A 12,360-nucleotide genomic window follows, 5' to 3' on the forward strand; every position below is an offset into this window, starting at 1 on the left:
TCTCAGCCCAGCAGGACGTCGTCGTCGCCCAGCCGCTTCAGCTCGCGGTACAGCAGGGCGAAACCGGTGACGATCGCGACGGCGGACACGGTGGCGTCGATGAGCCGGAGCGTGTCGTGCTCGGCGCGGGCCTTCTTGATCTGCTTGGCGACACCGACCGCGCCGAACGCGGTGGTGGCCATGGACAGGTACGTACCGGACTTCGACTTCTTGAAGCCCTTGGCCTTCGACAGTGCGTTGCTCACAGCGACGGTGCCTCCTCCAGGAGCGGGTGGCCCCACCTTTCCACGAAGGCAGCCTCGACGGCGGCGCCGACCTTGTAAAGCCGGTCGTCCTTCAGCGCCGGGGCGATGATCTGCAGGCCCACCGGGAGGTTGTCCTCCGGGGCGAGACCGCAGGGCAGTGACATCGCCGCGTTGCCCGCGAGGTTCGTCGGGATGGTGCACAGGTCGGCCAGGTACATCGCCATCGGGTCGTCGGCGCGCTCGCCGATCGCGAAGGCGGTGGTCGGCGTCGTGGGCGACACGATGACGTCCACCTGCTCGAAGGCCTTCTCGAAGTCGCGCGTGATGAGCGTGCGGACCTTCTGGGCGGAGCCGTAGTAGGCGTCGTAGTACCCGCTCGACAGGGCGTAGGTGCCGAGCATGATGCGGCGCTTGACCTCGGGGCCGAAGCCCGCCTCACGGGTGAGGGAGGTGACCTCCTCGGCCGAGTGGCCGCCGTCGTCGCCCGTCCGCAGGCCGTAGCGCAGGCCGTCGAAGCGGGCGAGGTTGCTCGAACACTCGCTCGGCGCGATGAGGTAGTACGCCGACAGCGCGAGGTCGAAGGACGGGCAGTCCAGCTCGACGATCTCGGCGCCCAGGTCCTTCAGCAGCGCGACGGACTCGTCGAACCGCTGGATGACACCGGCCTGGTAGCCCTCGCCGCGGAACTGCTTGACGACACCGACGCGCATGCCCTCGACGCTGCCGTTGCGGGCGGCCTCGACGACCGGCGGGACGGGCGTGTCGATCGACGTGGAGTCCAGCGGGTCGTGTCCGGCGATGACCTCGTGCAGCAGCGCCGCGTCCAGGACCGTACGGGCGCACGGCCCGCCCTGGTCCAGGGAGCTGGAGAACGCGACCATGCCGTACCGCGAGACGGCGCCGTACGTCGGCTTGACGCCCACCGTGCCGGTGACGGCGGCCGGCTGGCGGATGGAGCCGCCGGTGTCGGTGCCGATGGCGAGCGGCGCCTGGAAGGAGGCGAGCGCGGCGGACGAACCGCCGCCCGAGCCGCCGGGGATCTTGGTGAGGTCCCACGGGTTGCCGGTCGGCCCGTACGCGCTGTTCTCGGTGGAGGACCCCATGGCGAACTCGTCCATGTTGGTCTTGCCGAGGATGACGACGTCGGCGGCCTTGAGGCGCTTGGTGAGGGTGGCGTCATAGGGCGGGATCCACCCTTCCAGGATCTTCGAGCCGACGGTCGTCGGAACGCCCTCGGTGGTGAAGATGTCCTTGAGCGCGAGCGGGACGCCGGCGAGCGGCCCGAGCTTCTCGCCCCGGGCCTTCTTCTCGTCGACGGCACGGGCCTGCGCCAGGGCGCCCTCGCGGTCGACGTGCAGGAAGGCGTGCACCTTCTCGTCGACGGCCTCGATGCGGGCGAGGTGTGCCTCGGTGACCTCGACGGCCGTGAGCTCGCCGGAGGCGATCTTCGCGGCGATGTCGGCGGCGCCGAGCTTGATGATGTCCGTCATGGCTGTCTAGTCCTCCCCCAGGATCTGCGGCACCTTGAAACGCTGCTGCTCCTGGGCCGGGGCGCCGGAGAGCGCCTGCGCGGGGGTGAGCGAGGGACGGACCTCGTCCGCGCGCATGACGTTCGTCAGCGGCAGCGGGTGCGAGGTCGGCGGTACGTCTTGGTCGGCGACCTCGCTGACGCGGGCGACCGCGCCGATGATGTCGTCCAGCTGGCCTGCGAAGTGTTCGAGTTCTTCGGGCTTCAGCTCCAGACGCGCCAGCCGGGCGAGGTGGGCGACCTCCTCGCGCGTGATGCCAGGCATGCAGCGTTCCTCTGGGGTGAGTGTGTGTGGTTTGGAGCCAATCCTATGGGGCAGTGCCGGTCAGCCGTTAAACGGTTTCAGTGACGGGTGTCCCAGGGCTCGCTCCGCAGGTAGTGGTTGTCGTACAGCTCCTGCACCTCCAGGAGGCTCTCCAGGGTGGCCTCGCCGAGGCGCAGCCGCTGGAGATGGCGGAAGTACTCGAAGCGCTCCACGCCGGGTGTGATGACGATGAGGATGTCGGCGGTGCTGCCGGGGACCGCGGCGAAGGCGTGCGGCTTGCCGGGCGGGACGACGACCAGGTCACCGGGTCCGGCGGTGACGACGTCGTCGCCGGAGAGCACGTCGGCGGCGCCGTCGAGCAGGTAGAACATCTCGGCGGAGTTGCGGTGCAGATGCGGTACGGCGCCGTCGGCGCCCTCCCCCAGCGTGACCCGCACGGTGGAGAGCGCGCCGCCGGTGGCGCTGCTGTCGGCGAGCAGCCGGACCCGGGTGGGGTCACCGCCGACCACCTCGGCGTCGGCCTCCCGCACGATCACGGACTCATCGAACTTCGGTACGAACAACGACATTTCAGAACCCCCTGTTGATGACGACGTGCCGACCGGTCAGACGAGGAACAGCAGCACCGCGCTGATCAGCACAACGATCGCGGTGGCGAAGTGGATCCCGTAGGCGACCGCCTTCGTCCCGCCGTTCCGCAGGACTATCAGCGTGTCGCAGAGCGGAACGAGTGCCACGCAGAGCATGAACCAGGCCTCGGCGTGCGCGCCGGCGAAGGCGAGCAGGGCGAGGCCCATGACGCCGAACGTGCCGTCCCTGACCCCCTTGATCGTGAGGTAGGCGGCGGCGTCGCCCTTCGGGTCGGCGGGGACGCCGTAGCCGGCCGCGGCGGGCCCGGGCTGGAACAGGAACCGCGCGCCGATGAAGGCGACGAACAGGTCGAGCACGACGGCGAGGGTGTAGGCGGTGACAGTCATGACGGACACTCCGTTTCCGTTTTTCTAGCAGCGCTAGGACTGATAGCGAAGCTAGCAGAGCATCGACAGATTGGCTAGCACTGCTAGAATCCAGAGCATGTCGATTCAAGGGCGCCGGGAGCGCGAGCGGGCAGAGCGGGAGCAGCTGATCGTCACGGCCGCGCGGGAACTCGCGGAGGCGGAGGGCTGGGACGCGGTGACGACCCGCCGCCTGGCCGCCGAGATCGAGTACAGCCAGCCGGTCCTCTACAGCCACTTCAAGGGCAAGGACGCGATCATGGCGGCAGTGGCCGTCCAGGGCTTCGCGGAGATGGCGGCGGAGCTGCGGGCGGCGCGAGCCGCGGTGGAGGGCACCCGGGAGTCACTGACGGCGGTGGCGGAGGCCTACACGTCGTTCGGCCGTCGGCGCCCCGCGCTGTACGACGCGATGTTCACGCACCGGGTGGACCTGCCGTTCGCGACCCAGGAGGCCCCAAAGGCCCTGTGGGCGGCGTTCGGTGAGCTGTTGCAGGCGGTCGAGCCGACCGTCACGGGCGACGACGACCCCGGCACCCTGACGGAGACGTTCTGGGCAGGTCTGCACGGCCTGGTGACCCTGATGCGCAGCGGCCGCCTGCCGGAGGAGGCCCACGAGACGAGGCTGGCGCTGCTGGTCGGGCACTTCACAACTCCGTAAGGGCCCATTTTTTGGGGGCGCGAGGCTGTGTCTGATATGCGGCTCCGCCGCGTGGGCGCGAGCAACCACAACGCACCCGCACCCGCCGACACCACCGCACCCCCACGGCAGACGCTCGCCTCTCCGGAAACGGTGAACGGGCGGGCGGGTGGGCGACTATTCGGCGGCCGGCAACGCGGCCCGCGGCCGCTGCCACCCCCGCGACCCCCGCGCCAGCAGCCACGCCGTGGCCTCCTCCGGCGGCATTGCCGCGGCCACCAGCCACCCCTGCACCGCGTCACACCCGAGGTCCCGCAGCCGCTCCCACGTCTCGTCGTCCTCCACCCCCTCCGCGACCACCATCAGCCCCAGCGAATGCGCGAGGTCGACCGTGCAGCGCACGATCTCCGCGTCCTCGTTGTCGACGGCCAGCCGGGCCACGAAGGACCGGTCGATCTTCAGCTCGCTCACCGGCAGCCGCCGCAGATGCACGAGCGACGAATACCCCGTGCCGAAGTCGTCGAGCGACATCTTCACGCCGTGCCCGTGCAGCCCAGCGAGGGTGTCGGCGGCCCGCTGCGGGTCCTCCAGAAGCACATGCTCGGTTATCTCCAGCTGCAGCGCCCCGGCCGGCACCCCGTGCCGCGCCAGCCGCGCCGCCACCAGGCCCGCGAACCCCGGCGTGTGGACGTCCCGCGGCGAGACGTTGACCGCCACCGGCACCCGCAGCCCCTGCGCCCGCCACCGGGCGACCTGCCCGAGCGCGGTCTCCAGTACGTACTCCGTCAGATGGGGCATCAGCCCGGACGACTCGGCGATCGCTATGAACTCGTCCGGCGGCACCTTCCCCCGCTCCGGGTGCACCCACCGCACGAGCGCCTCCAGTCCGGCCACCTGGCCGTCGAAGCGCACCTTCGGCTGGTAGTGCAGCTGCACCTCGTGGGCGTCCAGGGCGCGCCGCAGATCGCCCAGCAGGCCCAGCCGGTCGGGGGTGTTGGAGTCCCGCTTGGACTCGTACACCTCGACGCCGGTACGGTCCCGCTTGGCCTGGTACATCGCCACGTCCGCCCGGCGCAGCAGCCCCTCCGCGTCGAGCGCGTGGTCGGGGAAGACGGCGACACCCGCGCTGGCCTCCAGGACGAGGGTGAGTCCGTCGAGGTCGAGCGGGGACGAGAGAGCCGTCACCAGGCCGCGGGCCACCCGGGTGGCCGAGGTCGTGGAGTCGGCGACCGGGAGTAACACCGCGAACTCGTCGCCGCCGAGCCGGGCCGCCTCCGCACCGCGCGGCAGCGCGGCCCGCAGCCGGTCGGCTATCTGGAGGAGCAGCCGGTCACCGGCGAGATGACCGAGCGTGTCATTGACCGAACGGAACCGGTCGAGGTCGATCAGCATGAGGGCGGAGCGGGCGCCGATGCGTTCGGCGTCGTCCAGAGCGGTCCAGATCCGTTCGAGGAGCCACTGCCGGTTGGGCAGTCCGGTCAGCGGGTCGCGCAGCTGCTCCTCGGCGCGGGCCCGGGCTATCCACAGGGTGGAGTCGAGGGCGACCAGCGGGATGGAGAACAGCGGCAGCAGCAGCGGCTGGGCGACGGCGACCACGCAGATCAGCGGGGCGATGCCGAGCAGGGCGACGGCGACCAGACCCTGGCGCATCAGGGCGGTGCGGGCGACGGTGGGCAGGCCGCCGCCGCGCGGTGCGTGCAGGTACCAGAGCAGGGCCCGGGTGACGGCGAGGTAGGCGGCCGCGACGAGCACGACCTCGGGGGCGGCGGCGACACTCCAGCCGGCGGGGTCCCAGGGCGACTCGACGGTCGGGACGCGTCCGAACACGCCGAGCACCAGCGCGCCGGCCCCGATGCCGAGGATGTCCACCGCGCCGTGCAGGACACCCTGCCGCCAGCGGTGGCGCCTGGCTATGCCGACCAGGACCACGACGGTGAGGCTGACCATGCCGGCGGGCACCCAGCCGTAGAGCAGGAGGACGGCGAGGGTGAGGGCGGCGCCGGAGCCGGTGCCGCCCCACCAGCGGGCGCGGCCGAGCAGGACGAGGTGGCCGACGATGATGCCGGTCAGCACGGCCAGCGACCAGCCGACCGTGCCGGACGGGAAGAGGGCGTGGTTGTCGGAGAACGCGCGGTAGAAACCGGCGCCGAGGACGAACGCGGCGGCCGCGACGACCCCGGCGGGCAACGCGGGCCAGGACAGGTGCCGTTCGTGATCGGTGCCGACCAGGCCGGGCGGTGGCTCGACGGCGGCCAGCGGCAGCGGGTCGCGCGCGTCCGCCGCGCCGCTCACCGCCGGCCTGCCCGGCAGGCCGGGACGCCGATCGCTTCGCACCGTCCACCGGCTCCCCCGCCACGCGCACGCCCGACGGCGCAGCGGCAGCCGCGCGCCCGGGGCGGCGCTCTCGGTCGGTTCCATTCCCGTCCCTCTCACAGCCGGCGGTGCCCACGCCATGCGGTCCGTGCCCAGCCGGAGCACGGGGATGCCCCGACCGCAGCTGGGCACGGCAGGTGCACATCTCAACAGTAGGCCGCAGAAGGCTTCCACGGGCAGCGGTCGTCTACGGTTGCCCGATTGCGCCCCGGCCACCCGTATGCATCTGATATGCGCCGAACGGGTGGCCTTCAACCGCTACTCCTCGGTTGGAAGGGCGACTTCGGCCGCCGCGTCCGGCCCCTGCTCCAAAAGGACGACAAATCCATCCTCGTTCAGAACCGGAACCTTCAGCTGCATCGCTTTGTCGTACTTCGATCCGGGGTTGTCACCCACGACCACGAACGCTGTCTTCTTCGACACCGAACCGGTCACCTTGGCCCCGCGGGTCTGCAGTGCATCCTTGGCGCCGTCCCGGGTGTAGTGCTCCAGGGTGCCGGTCACGACGACGGTGAGGCCCTCCAGCGGACGCGGCCCCTCGTCCTCTCCGGTGGACTCGTCCTCCAGCGGAACTCCAGCGGCCTTCCACTTTCGGATGATCTCGCGGTGCCACTCCTCGGCGAACCACTCCTTGAGCGCGGTCGCGATGATGCCGCCGACGCCGTCGATGTTCGACAGCTCCTCCTCGGTGGCCTGCTCGATGCGGTCGATGGAGCGGAACTCGCGGGCCAGTGCCTGGGCGGCGACCGGTCCGACGTGCCGGATGGACAGGCCGTTGAGGAAGCGGGCGAGCGGGCGGGTCTTGGCCTCCTCGATCTTCTGGAGCAGGGCGAGGGTGTTCTTCTTGGGCTCGCCCTTCTGGTTGGCGAAGACCGTGACGACCTTCTCCTCACCGGTCTTGGGATCGCGCTTGGGCAGCCCGCTGTCCGGGTCGAGGACGTACGCCTTGATGGGCAGCAGCTTCTCGATGGTGAGGTCGAAGAGGTCGCCCTCGTCGACCAGCGGCGGGGCGGCGGGCTCCAGCGGCCGGGTGAGCGCCGCCGCCGCGACCCCGCCGAAGTGCTCGATGTCCAGGCACTCGCGGCCCGCGAGGTAGGACACCCGCTCTCTCAGCTGGGCCGGGCAGGCACGGGCGTTGGGGCAGCGGAGGTCGATGTCGCCCTCCTTCATGGGCCGCAGCGGCGTCCCGCACTCGGGGCACTCGGCCGGCATCACGAACTCCCGCTCGCTGCCGTCCCGCAGGTCGACGACCGGGCCGAGGATCTCCGGGATGACGTCACCGGCCTTGCGCAGCACCACCATGTCGCCGATCAGCACACCCTTGGCCTTGACGACCTCCTGGTTGTGCAGGGTGGCGAACTCCACCTCGCTGCCGGCCACGGTGACCGGCTCGACCTGGGCGTACGGCGTGACGCGCCCGGTGCGGCCGACGCCCACCTTGATGTCGATCAGCCTGGTGTTGACCTCTTCCGGCGCGTACTTGTACGCGATCGCCCACCGGGGGGCCCGGGCCGTCGAGCCGAGGCGCCCCTGGAGCCGGATCTCGTCCAGCTTGACCACGACACCGTCGATCTCGTGCGCCACGGAGTGCCGGTTCTCGCCGTAGTAGGCGATGAACTCCCGTACGCCGTCGAGGTCGTCGACCACCCTGTTGTGCGGGGAGGTGGGCAGGCCCCAGGTCTTGAGCAGGTCGTAGGCCTCGGAGAGCCGGCCGAGGCCCTCGAAGCCCTCCAGGGCGCCGATGCCGTGCACGACCATGTGCAGCGGGCGGGAGGCGGTGACCCGCGGGTCCTTCTGGCGCAGTGAACCGGCCGCCGCGTTGCGCGGGTTGGCGAACGGCTTGTCGCCGGCCGCGAGCAGGCGTTCGTTGAGCTCGGCGAACTTCTCCATCGGGAAGTAGACCTCGCCGCGGATCTCGACCAGGTCGGGGACGCGCTCGCCGTGCAGCCGGTCCGGGATCTCGGCGATCGTACGGACGTTGGGCGTGATGTCCTCGCCGGCGCGGCCGTCGCCGCGGGTCGCCGCGCGGGTGAGGCGGCCGTGCTCGTAGGTGAGGTTGACGGCGAGGCCGTCGACCTTGAGCTCGCACAGGAAGTGGTACTCCTGGTCGCCCAGTTCCTTGTGGATCCGCTCGGCCCAGGCGGCCAGGTCGTCGTCGTTGAACGTGTTGTCCAGCGACAGCATCCGCTCGCGGTGCTCGACCGACGTGAACTCCGTCTCGTACGCCCCCGCGACCTTCTGGGTCGGAGAGTCGGGCGTGCGCAGCTCGGGGTGCTCGTCCTCCAGCGCCTCCAGGGTCTTGAGGAGCTTGTCGAACTCCGCGTCGCTGACGACCGGAGCGTCCTTCACGTAGTACCGGAAGCGGTGCTCCTCGATCTGCTCGGCGAGCCGCGCGTGCTGCTCCCGTGCCTCGGCGGGCACTGCCGTCTCCGCCTGCTGCTTGTCGCCGGCCACCGTGTTCCTCCCGTTACTCTGGGTTGTCCGCGAGTGATCTCGCCGCCCGGACGCAGTGGGCGAGCGCCTGCCGGGCGTACGCGGGGGAAGCGCCCGCCAGCCCGCACGCCGGAGTGACCGTGACGGACTCCGCGAGAAGCCCCGGTCGCAGCCCCAGCCTGCGCCACAGCGTCCTGACACCCATGACGCTACCGGCAGGGTCTGACAATGCCGTGTCCGTGCCCGGTACGACACCGACGAAGAGCCGGGTCCCCCCTTCCACGGCCTCGCCGATCACATCGTCGTCACGTTCGGTGAGGAGCGAGAAGTCGAAGGAGACCGCGGCCGCTCCGGCTCGGCGGAGCAGGGCGAAGGGGACGTCGGGGGCGCAGGAGTGGACGACGACCGGGCCGTCGGGGTGGACGCCGAACACGTCGCGCAGGGCGGACTCGACGACCTGGCGGTCGACGGCGCGATGGGTGCGGTAGCCGGAGGCGGTCTTCACCTGACCGCGCAGTACGGCGGTGAGGGACGGCTCGTCGAGCTGGAGCACCAGGCGGGCGCCGGGGATGCGCCGCTGCATCTCGGCCAGGTGGAGGCGCAGGCCCTCGGCGAGGGAGGCGGCCAGGTCACGGCAGGCGCCGGGGTCGGAGAGGACCGACTCGCCGTTGCGCAGCTCCAGGGCGGCGGCGAGGGTCCAGGGGCCGACCGCCTGCACCTTCAACGGACCCTCGTACTCCTGGGTGAACTCCTCCAGCGCGTCCAGGTCCTCGCCCAGCCAGGACCGGGCCCGCCGGGTGTCCCGGCCCGGCCGGTCGCCGAGCCGCCAGCCGCTGGGCTCCACGCGCGCGTACAGCTCGGCGAGCAGGCCCGCGGTGCGGCCGATCATGTCGGCGCCGGGGCCGCGGGCGGGCAGCTCGGGCAGGAAGGGGAAGTCCTCGAAGCTGCCGGTCGCGGCCTTGGCGGCCTCGCGGGCGTCGGTGCCGGGGAGCGAGCCGATGCCGGTGGCAGGGCCGAAGTCGGAGATTGCGTTCACGTGAGGAGCCTATGCGGGGCGGACGGTGCGGTGTGCGGCCGTGCCTCCCGGAGTGCCTCGCCGACACGGCCCGGCGGACCGCGCAACATATCACCCCGATCACCCCACTCATTCCGCTCGTTCCGCTCGCACCATTCATCCAGCTCGCACGATTCGTTCCGCTCAACGGCACAACGGGCGACAGGGCGCGGCCCGCTGCGCAGGCTGGGTCCGTCGGCCGGGGCGCCCGCCCCGCACCGCAGACCGGCCCCGCCGCCGCTCAGGGAGGACACCCATGACGTCGTCGCCGCAACCTCCCGCGCCCGGCGACGAACTCTCCTTGCTGAAGGCGGAGTTCGAGGCCGGGTCCGACGTGTGGCGCTCGGCGCTGGGCGGCGCGGTGTGCGTGGCCGATCCCGAGGCGGCGCGGGCCGTCATGGGCAACCGGCACGGTGTCGTCGCGGAGACCTCCGACTTCTACCACCACCGGCACGGCGTCTTCGGGCCGCGCTCGGCACAGCTCACGATCGGCCGCGCGGCCCGGAGTCTCGTACAGCGTCATCTTCTGGACCACCGGGCGGACCTGCCCCGGCTGGTCGCCGAGCGGCTGGCACCGCGCAGCGAGTGGCCGGACGCCGGGAACCTGCTCGTCCTGCGGCATCTGCGTGATGTGCTGCTGCACCCGGACGCACCGCCCGGGCTGCACCGGACGGTGGAGGCGATCGTCGCCCGCGCGGTGCTGGCGGGTGCCCGGCAGCGCCACCCCGCGCCGTCCCGGCTGCTGTTCCGGCGCCGTGCGCTGCACGCCCTGCACACGGAGATACGGGCCCGGCAGCGCGCGGCGCGGCCGCTGGACCATCCGGCGGGGCCGCGCGACCTCGTCGACGTCGTCGTCGGCGGGGGCGGCCCGGCCGCGGATCCGCGCGAACTCGTCGAGGTCTACCTGTCGTTCCTGTTCGCCACGGCCGGTTCGATCGGGTTCGCGCTCGGCTGGTCGGTGCTGCTCCTCGGCACGCACCCGGACCGGGCCGCGGCGGACCCGGGCCGGACCGTCCGCGAGGCACTGCGGCTGTGGCCGGTGGCGTGGCTGTTCGCCCGCACCCCGAGCCGTGCGCAGGAGCTGGGCGGGACGCCGGTCACGCCCCGGGACCGGCTGATGGTGTGCAGCTACCTGGTGCACCGGCACCCCGGGTACTGGGAGCGGCCCGACGAGTTCGTCCCGGAGCGCTGGGCCGAGGGCGCGCCCGACGGGGCCTACCTGCCGTTCGGTCTCGGTGCGCACACCTGCGCCGGCGCGACCGTCACCGTACGGCTGCTGGAGGACCTCGTGGGCCTCCTCACCCGTGACTGGCGTGTGTCGGTCACCCCTGACGGCGGCGGACCCCAGGTGGGTCCGGCGCTGGCTCCGCCGCGGTTCACCGCGACGCTGAGCCGTCCCGACGGCTGTCCCGAGAGGAGGTGAACCAGCATGCGCGCGCTGTACCTCAAGACGAAGTCGGTCCTCAACGTCCGACGCTCGTACGGGCAGTTCTGGTACCTGTACCACCACATCTGACCGGCCCGCGCGGGGAGGCGACAGCCGGTCGGCTCCCCGCGCTCCCACGAGGGGAACGCCCACGATGACCACCCCGCAGCACCCCGAGGACTTCCTGAGTTCCATGCGGCGGCGCAGCGCCCAGGAGGAAGGCGTCTTCTGGGTCGACGACCAGCGGCTCGGGGTCTTCGAGCCGGAGGCGGCCCGCCGGGTCAGCGCCGTCAACTGGCAGAGGTACGTCATGCACGACCGGCTCGTCGACATGGTGCGCCGGCGGCGCAGCCCCGAGATGCGGTGGAGCCGGATCCGCGCCGCCTGGATGACCCAGCTGCACGCCCTCGCGACGGCGGAGCAGCACGGCCTGCTGATCGAGCGCATGGAGCGGGTGCTGGACGCGCGGACCGGGCAGGACACCGACCTGACCCTGCTGATGCAGGACGTGGCGCTGCGGTCGCTGCTGCCCGTCGCGCTCGGCGGACTCACCGGCGCCGAGGCGGATCTGGTCCGCCGGGACCTGGAGATGAAGCTGGCGCGGCTGGTGTCGCCCGCGCCGGGCGGCGTCCTGCACCATCTGCGGCACGTCGCCGTCCAGGTGCGGGCCGGGCTGGTGGTGCGCCGGGTCCTGCGGCAGCGCGCCCGTGGCCGGCGCGGGCGCGAGCCGGACCTCGCCGACCCCTTCGTGGACCTGCTGCCGGAGCTCGGCATGGACCGCGCGCTGGACGTGGTGACCACCGTCCTCACCGCCATCGGAGGCCCGCCCGGGACCGCCGCCGCGAGCGTGCTGTACGAGTTCGTCCGGCACCCGGAGTGGCAGCGCCGGCTCGAAGCCGAGCTGTGCGCCGTGGACCCGGTGGAGTTCCGTACGGCGCCCACCAGGGCGGCCCCGGTCACCCACCGGTTCGTGAAGGAGGTGCTGCGGATGTGGAGCCCGCCGCTGCTGCTGGTGCGCCGCTCCACGTTCGGGTTCGACCTGGGGAAGACCCGGCTGGAGCCTGGGCAGTGGTACCTGCTGAGCCCGCACCTGATCCACCGCGACGAGCGGGTCTGGAAACAGCCCGACGTCTTCGACCCGGACCGCTTCCTCCCGGGCGCGCCGCACGGCCCGGCCGACCGGACCAGTTACGTGCCGTTCGGCTGGGCGCCGAAGAAGTGCATCGGCGCGAACATCGCCGTCGTCCAGCTCATGGCCCTGTGCCACCTGCTGTGCACCCGCTACCGGCTGACCGTGGCGGATCCGGACGCGGTCACGATGGCCCTGCGGTTCGCGCCGGTGCCGGAGAACTTCCACGGGCGGCTGGTGCTGCGGTGAGCGGATGCGCCGTCGTTCGTCCGCGG

At 71.9% G+C, this 12,360-nt stretch carries 12 protein-coding genes; 4 read left to right on the top strand and 8 right to left on the bottom strand.

What is annotated here, in order from left to right; all coding sequences use genetic code 11:
* Positions 1–2: 2 nt before the first annotated feature.
* From SSP29_RS01410 to SSP29_RS01430, 5 genes are all read right to left on the bottom strand, one after another.
* Positions 3–245, bottom strand: coding sequence for a hypothetical protein (locus SSP29_RS01410; protein ID WP_089098594.1), 243 nt, complete (start codon positions 243–245; stop codon positions 3–5).
* Positions 242–1,735 carry an Asp-tRNA(Asn)/Glu-tRNA(Gln) amidotransferase subunit GatA gene (gatA, locus tag SSP29_RS01415; RefSeq protein WP_089098595.1) on the bottom strand — a complete coding sequence of 498 codons (1,494 nt, stop codon included), beginning with the start codon at positions 1,733–1,735 and terminating at the stop codon, positions 242–244. Before gatA ends, SSP29_RS01410 begins: the two co-directional genes overlap by 4 nt.
* A 6-nt stretch (positions 1,736–1,741) precedes the next feature.
* Positions 1,742–2,038, bottom strand: a complete 297-nt coding sequence (gene gatC / locus SSP29_RS01420) for an Asp-tRNA(Asn)/Glu-tRNA(Gln) amidotransferase subunit GatC (RefSeq protein ID WP_067164579.1) — start codon at positions 2,036–2,038, stop codon at positions 1,742–1,744.
* A gap of 77 nt (positions 2,039–2,115) precedes the next feature.
* A complete protein-coding gene (locus SSP29_RS01425; protein ID WP_089098596.1) occupies positions 2,116–2,607 on the bottom strand; it encodes a cupin domain-containing protein in 492 nt (163 codons plus the stop codon).
* A gap of 36 nt (positions 2,608–2,643) precedes the next feature.
* Complete coding sequence (locus SSP29_RS01430; protein ID WP_089099751.1) at positions 2,644–3,015, bottom strand: DUF4267 domain-containing protein; 372 nt, start codon at positions 3,013–3,015, stop codon at positions 2,644–2,646.
* Between the two features lie 97 nt (positions 3,016–3,112).
* Between SSP29_RS01430 and SSP29_RS01435 the strand changes: the two genes are divergently transcribed.
* Positions 3,113–3,691, top strand: coding sequence for a TetR/AcrR family transcriptional regulator (locus tag SSP29_RS01435; protein WP_089098597.1), 579 nt, complete (start codon positions 3,113–3,115; stop codon positions 3,689–3,691).
* 156 nt (positions 3,692–3,847) lie between these two features.
* Here SSP29_RS01435 and SSP29_RS01440 read toward each other — a convergent pair whose 3' ends face one another.
* The 3 genes from SSP29_RS01440 to SSP29_RS01450 form a co-directional block, all read right to left on the bottom strand.
* Positions 3,848–6,088, bottom strand: coding sequence for a putative bifunctional diguanylate cyclase/phosphodiesterase (locus SSP29_RS01440; protein WP_089098598.1), 2,241 nt, complete (start codon positions 6,086–6,088; stop codon positions 3,848–3,850).
* A gap of 213 nt (positions 6,089–6,301) precedes the next feature.
* A complete protein-coding gene (gene ligA / locus SSP29_RS01445; RefSeq protein ID WP_089098599.1) occupies positions 6,302–8,497 on the bottom strand; it encodes an NAD-dependent DNA ligase LigA in 2,196 nt (731 codons plus the stop codon).
* Between the two features lie 13 nt (positions 8,498–8,510).
* Positions 8,511–9,512, bottom strand: a complete 1,002-nt coding sequence (locus tag SSP29_RS01450) for a methionine synthase (RefSeq protein ID WP_150133363.1) — start codon at positions 9,510–9,512, stop codon at positions 8,511–8,513.
* Positions 9,513–9,786: 274 nt separating this feature from the next.
* Here SSP29_RS01450 and SSP29_RS01455 point away from each other — a divergent pair, with 274 nt between their 5' ends.
* From SSP29_RS01455 to SSP29_RS01460, 3 genes are all read left to right on the top strand, one after another.
* The gene (locus tag SSP29_RS01455) at positions 9,787–10,953 is read left to right on the top strand and encodes a cytochrome P450 (RefSeq protein WP_089098600.1); all 1,167 of its coding nucleotides are present in this window, start codon (positions 9,787–9,789) and stop codon (positions 10,951–10,953) included.
* Positions 10,954–10,959: 6 nt separating this feature from the next.
* The gene (locus SSP29_RS61675; RefSeq protein WP_466685575.1) at positions 10,960–11,046 is read left to right on the top strand and encodes a hyalucidin A family RiPP precursor; all 87 of its coding nucleotides are present in this window, start codon (positions 10,960–10,962) and stop codon (positions 11,044–11,046) included.
* A 64-nt stretch (positions 11,047–11,110) separates the two neighbouring features.
* On the top strand, positions 11,111–12,334 hold the full coding sequence (locus SSP29_RS01460) for a cytochrome P450 (protein WP_089098601.1): 1,224 nt from the start codon (positions 11,111–11,113) through the stop codon (positions 12,332–12,334).
* The last annotated feature ends 26 nt before the right edge of the window (positions 12,335–12,360 follow it).

The sequence above is a fragment of the Streptomyces hyaluromycini genome (genome assembly GCF_002217755.1).
GTDB lineage: Bacteria > Actinomycetota > Actinomycetes > Streptomycetales > Streptomycetaceae > Streptomyces > Streptomyces hyaluromycini.